The organism is uncultured Senegalimassilia sp. (assembly GCF_934632265.1).
GTDB lineage: Bacteria > Actinomycetota > Coriobacteriia > Coriobacteriales > Eggerthellaceae > Senegalimassilia.
The window spans coordinates 1-8,051 of the sequence record NZ_CAKTYH010000090.1 but is presented as its reverse complement, the minus strand read 5'-3'; the positions used below and the strand labels follow the sequence as shown (position 1 = coordinate 8,051).

Below are 8,051 nucleotides of genomic sequence, written 5' to 3'. Positions count from 1 at the left end.
TCCTGGTCGGGCTTGTTGAAGTTGATGCAGACCTTCTCGACGGCGGTCAGGATGACCAGCATGTCGGCGCCGAAGTCGGAAGCCAGCTTGGCGGAGGAGCGGTCCTTGTCGATGACGGCCGGAACGCCCTCGTAGCCCTTGTCGGTCTCGAAGACCGGCACGCCGCCGCCACCGGTGGAAACGACGATGTAGCCGTTGTCCATGAGGTCCTTGACGGCGTCGAACTCGACGATGCGCTCGGGCTTCGGGGAGGCGACGACCTGACGCCAACCGCGGCCGGCGTCCTCCTTGAAGGTCCAGCCGGTCTCAGCGGCCTTGGCCTTGGCCTCTTCCTCGGTCATGAAGGCGCCGACGGGCTTGGTGGGGTTCTGGAACGCCGGATCCTCGGGGTTGACGACGGTCTGGGTGATGACGTTGGCGACGGAGCGCATGATGCCGCGGGACTTCAGGTCGTTCAGGATGGCCTGGGACAGCTGGTAGCCGATGTAGCCCTGGGACATCGCGCCGGCCTCGGGGAAAGGCATCTCCGGGGTCTTGCCGTCGTTGGCGGCGGCGTAGGCGAAAGCGTTGTTGACCATGCCGACCTGGGGGCCGTTGCCGTGGGAGACGACGACGTTGACACCGTCGCCGACCATGTCGACGATGTGCTTGGCGGTGTTCTTCACCAGCTCAAGCTGCTCCTGCGGGCTGTTTCCGAGAGCGTTGCCGCCGAGGGCGATGACTACGGAAGGACCTTCACCTTTTGCGTAGGGCATGATTGCCTCCTTAAATAGCTATGCAATTGAGGAACAAAGTCAAAACGAAGCTGCATTGCGGCCACCGATTGCAACCGCAATCCAATCCAAAGCGCTACGCGCGCTCGCCTTCCCAAGGAAGTTTCTTACCGAGGGCTCCCGCCACCACAACGGCCGCAGAAATCGCGACAACGGTGCCGATAACGAACATGAACACTGCATCGAACGACCCCGTTACCTCATAGAGCTTGGTGATCACGAAACCGCCAATCGAACCTGCCGCAAAACCCGCAATGGTCATATATGCGAAAATCTTGCCGTAGTCTTTCGTACCAAACACCGTAGACGCAACGCTGGCGATGCCAACGCCCAACAGCACGTACAGCACATCGCCAAGGCCCGCGCCAAGATACGCCATGATCACGTTTCCTGCGCTCGCCATCAGAATGACCATAGACAAAATGCCCACTGCCATCCACGCCACAAAAGCCTTGACGGCACCAAACTTGTCGATGGTCCAGCCAACCAATGGGTTCAAACCAATGTCGAAGATAAGCGCCACTGAAATCATCAACGCGCCAACGGTAGGAGCAAAGCCGACGCTTTCAGCATACACAGGGAAATACGTGTTGATGACCGACGCGATCTGCGTTGCCGCCAGAGCAAAAGCCAAAAGCACGAACGCCGCGGAGCGAATAGCCTTCGAAAACGGCACGCCTGCCGCCATCTCGCCCTCTGCATGGGCAGCCGGATCATACCCGTAAGGCTTCATGCCCTTGCGCTCGGGGCTATACTGCACGATAAGCAAAGCCGCAGGCACAGCAAGACACGCCGCAACAATAGCGAACACCAGCAGAGCCATACGCCAGCCCATCGCATCGATCATCATAACGCTCAACGGGCTCATGATGGCAGAAGCCACGGACGCAAGCGCCCAAGCCAACCCGATAGCGAAACCCGTTTTCTTCTCGAACCAGTTCGTAAGCACCGTGGAAACAAACACGATGCTGGTAAAGGACATGCCGATGCCCACGATGGCACCGCCAACCCACCACAGCGCCACGCTATTGGTAAACGACAAAATGGCGATGATGACCGACTGGATGCCCGCGAAAGCCGCAATGCCGATCGGCGGCATTTCCTCAATCATATTACCCACAAAAGGCAGCCCTGCCGCAATGCCCAGATACACAAGCGTGGAGTAGAGCGAGATGCTCGAATACTCTACGCCCATGCTCTCGGCAGCCGGAACGAAGAAGTTGCCGATGACCACGGTATAAAACGTCACTGTACCGGCAATCAGCATGCCGCAGCCCAAAACCACGAGCCAGGCATAGTGGAACTTGCTTTCCTTTTCCATGTCCACCCTCCAAAGGTGGCGCGCGCCGCACACAAGCGGCGCGCGCAAAGTCGAAATCTGCTGCTAGCAGCCAATGGTGGCAGCCAAAACGGCCTTGATCGTGTGCTGGCGGGTGCCTGCCTCGCGGAAAATCTCGGAAGCGTGCTTCTCGAAAAACTCGTCGGAGATCTCCAGACCAGATGCAATCAGGTCCCTGGAAGCCTGATCAGGCGCCTCCTCGAGCAGCTGCTGGCCCAGCTTATGGTCGGCGTTATGCAGCGAAGGGAGCATGTGCAGCACCACAACGTCGGGGTTCTTCACGTACTTCATGAGATCGGAAGTCAGACGATACGGCGTCAGCTCCTTGGCGTAGTGCATCCAGCAATCGTAGCCATGGTCGTCGCCGGTGGAGGAGTTCGTGTACTCCCATTCCTCGGTAGTCAGCACATCCATGCCCTCAAGCAGGTTCGGATCATCGGAGATGACCAGCTTGTTCTGCGGCGAATACTTGGCGAACAGGCCCTCGAGCTCCTCGATATACTCAGGGAGCATTTTGTGATCGTACAAGTCAGGCCCGATAACATACAAATCCATGCCCAGATAAGCGCACATACGGCCATACCACAGAGGCTCGATAGCAGCCGCGCCCAGGTATGCCATCTTCTTGCCCTTGCACGAACCTGCGCCGCCCCACAGCTCTTCGAGCGTCATGGCATCGGCCAGCATCTGCGTGGGATGGTCCTCGGTGGTCAACGCGTTAATGACAGGGATATCGGCGTAGTCGGCAATCTCGTACATGAACTTCTCGGGCCCTTGAGAGCGCCACACGATGGCATCGTACATCTCGGAGAACACGCGGATAGTGTCCTTAACCGTTTCCTGAATGCCAACATGGGAGTTGGACAGATAGGTGAAACCAATGCCCAGGTCGTGGCAGGAGGTTTCAAAGGCGCAGCGCGTGCGGGTCGATCCCCACTCGAACTGAGCGATAACGTTCTTGCCGGTAAAGCGACGCTGGTCGACGCCGGCACGCTTTTCGGCCTTCAAGGTGTGAGCAAGATCAAGCAGGTAACGGAACTGCTCGGGGGTCAAATCGCGCAGGTTGATGAAGTCTTGGCCACGAAGGGTATTTCGCATTATTGTTTCCTTTCTTTCGCGTTCACGGCGCAGCGCACAGGCTGTGCCGTCTTATCTAGAGGGAGCTATGTGCTTCGCGCCTAAGCCCGAGAGGGGATGAACACGTTTTTGGTCCAGCAGTGCACGCCGCCGCCGGCGAAGTTCAAGGCCAACGAGTCGATCATGACCACCTTGCGGTCCGGGAAGCACTTGTTAAGCGCCTCTTCCGCCTGAGCATCTTTAACCTTGATGGCCTCGTCCATGCCGGGCTGCCAATAACGCTGGCCCAACACCACGCCGTTGCACACCAGGAAGTTGCAATAGCTCGTAGCAGCGAACAGGTGCAGGTCGCCCTCGTTATCCCACGGGGTGCCATCCTTGAAGCTGTCGCCGACCAACTCGTGGTAATAATCGAACAAGTCGTCACCAGGTCGCTGGATATACTCGATATGCGCCGACGTGGGAATGCGGTAGATTTCGAACGGGTTGCCCTCAAGATCGGTCTCGTTTTTCAGGATCTCGTAGCAAGCATCCAGGCGGCGTTTGTTCTCGCGAGAAATCACGTTGGAAGCGGCCTCTTCTTCGGAAACCTCGGCAAGCAAGATCTTGTTCTTGCCGATGAAACGGCACATCTCATCCGTGTGCGCGGCGAAGCTGGAACCGACGATGGGCGTGCCGTCTTCCTTGAAGTCAAGCGGCGCCTGCGTGAAATCATCGTCGTCGAACAACGGCTGAGGCAGCCAGATAATCTTCTCGACGTTCCAGATCTTTTTGTACTCGGCCTCGATTTGCTCCTTGGTGTACTCGGGGTTGCGCTTGCGCACTTCGGTATCCTCCACGGCCATGAGGATACCGGCGCCGTTGAATTCGCGATTGCCGCCCTCGGAAACCATGTCGGAATCGACGATGTTGGTGCAGCCCAGCGTTACCGCAGCATGCACGCCTGCCAAACGAGAGAAGTTTTGCAAACCGTCGTTTTTGCCGTAACGACCGTAGAAGCTCCAGCTGGGGTTCACCACCAGCGTTTCGCCCTTGTCGTTCACCATGACGTTGGGACCGTTATCGCGGAAATAGAAAGAGGTGGGATCCTCATCGAACTGCGTGAACTTTATCTGCTCGATATCGATGCCGGCATCGACCAGCGTTTTCTTGCAATCAGCCAAAAGGCCAGCTACCGTAGGGCAGCAATTGATATGAACGGTGACCTCTTCCATAAGGTTACGCACGATCTCGGTGATGGGCGCCCACGCGTCATAGCCCTTAATAGGCTCCGCGAAGGGGACCCACTCCACGAAAACATCAGTCTGCGGTTCGAACTCGCCAGGATACCTAAAGCCGTTATCCATGACTCCTCCTTTACGGTTTGCGCGTGCTTGCCCCATGCAAGCTCGCTTCGATGTCGCAAACGCTATGCCACACGAAAAAGGCCGCAAAGTACGAATCGGGATTATTTTTCTGAGGGCTTTGTTCTCTTCTGGACTACAAATTGCAGTAATCTTCACCGAATGTTCCGGTAATCTCGCGAACAGAGGGTTCTAATCTCTCATAATCTTTCAAAAGCGGACTATGACCTGCGGTTTTAAACCTTGACTCAACCTAGTTTAGATAAAACTCATGCTGTACAATCTAGATGTTTCCATAAACAAACGGGCAAAGTTGCAATTAATGACGGAATTGCAAAAGGGGATGGCAATGGAGCTGTTGAATTTCTATCTTGCCAGCGGCGTTGTGCTCATTTGCTGCTCATCAGCATTGGTTTCCTTGGTCACGTATTCCATCTCGAAACGCAAGATGCTGCTATTTCTCGGCTTATTTCTAGCCAGCTACATGTTCGAACAACTGCTTGTATTCCAAAACGAGTTTCTTACCCAAGACAAGGTTGTCACCGGGCATTTCTACGCGATGGAGGATCCGCTTCTGCACCTTGTTCTCGGCATTATCATGCTCCAATCGCTTTGGATGGCATTTTGTTACTTCTTTAACGAGAAAAGCCTCGTGCTCATCATCACGCCAATTTGCGTGTTCGCTGTCGCATCGCTCGCCATCTTATATGCGCCAGCGCTAGGCGATCAAATGCGGAAATGGGCGTTTTACGCCATGCGGCAGGTATTTTTGCTATGGATCGTCGCGTATAGCTTGCTGACCTATCACGCTACCCATTCGGAAGCGCTTAGAACGCGCGGCCGCAAAAAAGCGCTGTTCTTGCTTGCCTTTGCCATACTTACTGTAGCCGTGCTGGTCGAGGATTCCCTTGTCATGCTGTTTGTCGACCCTTCATCTTTCGCCGAGTCGGAACTGCTGCATTTCCTCTATCGCCGCAACATCAGCGAATGCATGCTTATGACGTTGCTTACGGTATATACCGTGAACCTGTGCATTCAGGTTTTAAAGCTAAAGAGCATCGAGCCGGAGCCTGCTGCATCACAGCACCAAGAGGAGATCGATGACCTATTACCCTATTTCGCCGAACGCCATGGACTCACGGCGCGCGAACAGGAAATTCTAAAGATGGTGCTCGACGGCGCCGACAACACGCATATAGCGCAAGATTTGCAACTGGCGCTGGGAACGGTGAAAACGCACGTGCACAACGTGTTCAAGAAAACGGGCACCGCAAACCGCAACGAACTGCTGAAGGCGTTTTGGGCGGAAGCTTAAAAAGTTTGCGAGCCAAAACAAGCCGGAGCCATTGACTTATTCGGGTGAATCAATAGCTCCGATTCGCTTCAACTCGCTAGCTTTTCATGCCAGCAGCGCATAGCTGGTTTCGGCTACGGGTTCGCATAGGGCTGCGAGTTCGGCTTTGGCGTTGCGGCGGGCCTATCGCTGCAGCAAGGTTCGGCTGGTTTGCGCGATGTGCTCGCGCAATTCGGCGGGGTCGTCGCCTCGCAAGGCTGCGAGCTGCTGCAGCGTTTCCTCGAGCAGGCCGCGCACGCGGGCGGCGTCCCACGGCGCGCCCTCAGACGCAGGTTCATCGGTTTCCAGCAGCAGCCGGTCCGCCGGGATGGCCTGCGCGTAGGCTCGTCCGCGCTTCGATTCCAGCATGCGCGGGTTCACGCTAAAGTAGCAACCTGCGCGTCGCGCGCGCGCGAGCTGGTCGGACGTGCCGGAGAACCAATGGATGATGCAGGCGTTGCCCGTCAAACCCCCGAACACGCTCGCGCGCTCAAGCACGTCGAGCACCTGGTCAACCGCGCGAGCGGCATGGATGGACAGCACCTTGTTCCCCGTGCGGGCGCACGCATGGGCGACGCACACCAACGCATCAAGCTGCGCTTTGCGCGTATCGGCATGACGCGGCGAGAAATCTAATCCCACCTCGCCGATGAATCGATTGCGCGCAACAAGGCCGTACAAGCGATCCCAATCAGCGAACGGGTCGAATTCGCCGGCCCACCAGGGGTGCAGGCCCACACCCGTGCGCACGTTGGCGGCATCCGCGAGCGCCGCTTGCTGCTCCGCGAACTCCGCGGGCGTCACCGTGTTCGAGAACGCGCCCACGCCCTGCGCGGCAAGCTCGCGCGCGGCTTGCGCCGAATTCGCGCAAAACCCCAGATGACAATGCATATCAAACAAATCTGGCGACATATTCCGCATCCTTTATCGTGGCACCGGCGTCCTCCCGAGCCTACGCTTCCGGCACCTGGGCGATCTCGCAGAGCACCTTGCCTGCCAGCATCTGGCCGAAGATGGGCGGCATGAACGACGCCGTGCCCAGGTTCGTGCGCTCGCGGCGCTCGGCGCCCTCCACGGCGGGGCGCTTCACCGGCTCCTCGCACGAGTACAGCACGCGCAGGCGGCGGATGCCGCGCTTGCGGCACTCCTTGCGCATGACGCGCGCGAGCGGGTCGTTGCGCGTTTCGGAGACGTCGGCGAAGCGCAGGCACTCGGGGTGCAGCTTGTTGGCGCCACCCATGCTGGAGATGAGCGGCATCCCCGTGCGGTCGGCGTACTCGGCGATGGCCAGTTTTGCGGAAACGGAGTCGATGGCGTCGATGAGTATGTCGACTTTCCCCAGGTAGCGGTCGAGCAGCGGCGCCACGTCGTCGGCGCGCAGGAACATGTCGAGCGCCTCAACCTGGCAGTCGGGATTGATGTCGTGGACCATGTCGCGCACCACTTCGTGCTTTTTGCGCCCGAGCGTGCTGTGGAAGGCGATGGCCTGGCGGTTGATGTTGGACAGGCCGACGATGTCGTGGTCGAGGACGATCAGGTGCCCCACGCCGCCGCGAGCCAGCGCCTCCACGCAGTTCGACCCCACGCCGCCCAGGCCGATGACCATGACGGTGGCGGCCTCCACGCGGTCGAGGCCGGCGCTGGTCATGATGACCTCGAGCTTCTCGGTGGGCGTGCCGCGGCGCGTGCGGACGCGCAGCGACTCGGCGATCTCCTCGCGCGTACGCGGCGTGGCGGCCGCAATCGTCGCATTCTTGTTGTTCTCGTTCTCGGCCATGCCGCCCCTTTCGCGCGCGCCGCAAAAGCGGCGGTTTCGTGTTTCGCGTTCATCCTAGCATCACGGGCGCGCGCAGCCCTCCAGCGGCCGACATCACCACGGAAGAAGGGGAAGCGCATGCAAAAGCGGGCCACGTCATTCCCAAGGAAGACAAACGCAACGCCGCGCCGACGCAGCAAGCGACAAATCCCTTCCTACAACCGCCCATCTCAAGGAAAACAGAAGGAGAAAGGAACGAACGGGCGCCACACACCGCGAGCGCAAGCGGATTCCTCACCGCATGCCCGCTCCCATGTGCGACATTGCCTCCGCAATCTTCGCCTTGTCGCGCCTTTCGCGAGCGAAGGCCTTCAACCTCGGTTCCAGATAGGACGCTCTCGGTGCCGACAGAATGGCTCGGCTAAGTCTG

7 protein-coding genes are annotated in these 8,051 nt (G+C 58.3%); 1 reads left to right on the top strand and 6 read right to left on the bottom strand.

What is annotated here, in order from left to right; translation table 11 throughout:
* The 4 genes from arcC to Q0H50_RS07100 form a co-directional block, all read right to left on the bottom strand.
* Positions 1-755 (bottom strand): carbamate kinase (arcC, locus tag Q0H50_RS07115; RefSeq protein WP_294420885.1); only part of this gene is annotated, 755 nt, incomplete at its 3' end.
* Between the two features lie 94 nt (positions 756-849).
* On the bottom strand, positions 850-2,094 hold the full coding sequence (locus Q0H50_RS07110) for an MFS transporter (RefSeq protein ID WP_294420883.1): 1,245 nt from the start codon (positions 2,092-2,094) through the stop codon (positions 850-852).
* Positions 2,095-2,157: 63 nt separating this feature from the next.
* Positions 2,158-3,210, bottom strand: coding sequence for an ornithine carbamoyltransferase (locus tag Q0H50_RS07105; RefSeq protein ID WP_294420881.1), 1,053 nt, complete (start codon positions 3,208-3,210; stop codon positions 2,158-2,160).
* An 80-nt stretch (positions 3,211-3,290) separates the two neighbouring features.
* Positions 3,291-4,535, bottom strand: coding sequence for an agmatine/peptidylarginine deiminase (locus Q0H50_RS07100; RefSeq protein WP_294420879.1), 1,245 nt, complete (start codon positions 4,533-4,535; stop codon positions 3,291-3,293).
* A 346-nt stretch (positions 4,536-4,881) separates the two neighbouring features.
* On the opposite strand from Q0H50_RS07100, the gene Q0H50_RS07095 reads away from it, so the two are divergent.
* Positions 4,882-5,847, top strand: a complete 966-nt coding sequence (locus Q0H50_RS07095; RefSeq protein ID WP_294420877.1) for a helix-turn-helix transcriptional regulator — start codon at positions 4,882-4,884, stop codon at positions 5,845-5,847.
* 162 nt (positions 5,848-6,009) lie between these two features.
* On the opposite strand, the gene Q0H50_RS07090 is transcribed toward Q0H50_RS07095, so the two are convergent.
* Together Q0H50_RS07090 and Q0H50_RS07085 are read right to left on the bottom strand one after the other, a co-directional pair.
* Positions 6,010-6,777 (bottom strand): TatD family hydrolase, encoded by a 768-nt coding sequence (locus tag Q0H50_RS07090; RefSeq protein WP_294420876.1) that lies wholly within the window; start codon positions 6,775-6,777, stop codon positions 6,010-6,012.
* Positions 6,778-6,817: 40 nt separating this feature from the next.
* Complete coding sequence (locus tag Q0H50_RS07085) at positions 6,818-7,642, bottom strand: tRNA threonylcarbamoyladenosine dehydratase (protein ID WP_294420875.1); 825 nt, start codon at positions 7,640-7,642, stop codon at positions 6,818-6,820.
* Positions 7,643-8,051 lie beyond the last annotated feature (409 nt).

Coding starts and splice junctions, on each gene's coding strand:
- Q0H50_RS07110 (WP_294420883.1), bottom strand. CDS start 2,094: ATGGAAAAGGAAAGCAAGTTCCACTATGCCTGGCTCGTGGTTTTGGGC.
- Q0H50_RS07105 (WP_294420881.1), bottom strand. CDS start 3,210: ATGCGAAATACCCTTCGTGGCCAAGACTTCATCAACCTGCGCGATTTG.
- Q0H50_RS07100 (WP_294420879.1), bottom strand. CDS start 4,535: ATGGATAACGGCTTTAGGTATCCTGGCGAGTTCGAACCGCAGACTGAT.
- Q0H50_RS07095 (WP_294420877.1), top strand. CDS start 4,882: ATGGAGCTGTTGAATTTCTATCTTGCCAGCGGCGTTGTGCTCATTTGC.
- Q0H50_RS07090 (WP_294420876.1), bottom strand. CDS start 6,777: ATGTCGCCAGATTTGTTTGATATGCATTGTCATCTGGGGTTTTGCGCG.
- Q0H50_RS07085 (WP_294420875.1), bottom strand. CDS start 7,642: ATGGCCGAGAACGAGAACAACAAGAATGCGACGATTGCGGCCGCCACG.